The sequence below is a fragment of the Myxococcus llanfairpwllgwyngyllgogerychwyrndrobwllllantysiliogogogochensis genome (genome assembly GCF_006636215.1).
GTDB lineage: Bacteria > Myxococcota > Myxococcia > Myxococcales > Myxococcaceae > Myxococcus > Myxococcus llanfairpwllgwyngyllgogerychwyrndrobwllllantysiliogogogochensis.
In genome coordinates this window covers 1-640 of the sequence record NZ_VIFM01000602.1, presented here as the reverse complement: position 1 = coordinate 640, position 640 = coordinate 1, and the positions used below count along the sequence as shown (strand labels likewise).

General features: G+C 62.2%; 1 protein-coding gene. It reads right to left on the bottom strand.

What is annotated here, in order from left to right; translation table 11 throughout:
* A partial coding sequence (locus tag FJV41_RS55180) for a YcjX family protein (protein WP_181791537.1) occupies positions 1–498 on the bottom strand: 498 nt, incomplete at its 3' end.
* Positions 499–640: the final 142 nt, after the last annotated feature.

Below are 640 nucleotides of genomic sequence, written 5' to 3'. Positions count from 1 at the left end.
CTCCGCACGCTGTCCCTGCAGGAGCCCGGTCATCTGTCGCGACCAGCTCAGATAATCCTGCGCCAGCATCGGCAGGTCGAGCAGCCACTCGCCCGGATAGTCGACAATCTCCAGATACAGCGTGGAGGTATCTTTAAAATGGCGCAGCAGGGAGTCATTCGAACGGTAGCGCAGCGCGAGACGGATCTCGCTCACCCCGCGCGTCGGGGTTGGCCACATGGGGGGCTGGCCGTACAGCTGGGCCAGCCCTTCGTCGTAGGTGAATCGGGGAATGCCAAAGTCCCGCTGCGGCACGCGCTTGACGCCGAGCAGCCGCTCTTCGCGTGCGGCGCTCAGCAGCGGCAGGCGGGCGCCGGTGTGGATATTCAACAGCTGGTTGACCAGCGCGGTGATAAACGCCGTTTTACCGCTCCGGCTCAGGCCGGTCACCGCCAGACGTAAATGCCGGTCAACCCCGCGGTTGACCAGCGCATTCAGTTCAGTTTTCAGTCGCTTCATCGCCAGTCCGTTATGCCCTGAAGGTATGTCTCGTCATCATAAGCGATCTGCCGGGGATAAGCAGGACAACGTTAATCCTTTTGCGCCTTCCCCACGGCGGCATTATTTCATCCCGCGCGTTACGCGGTTGGCCAGCCGGCTG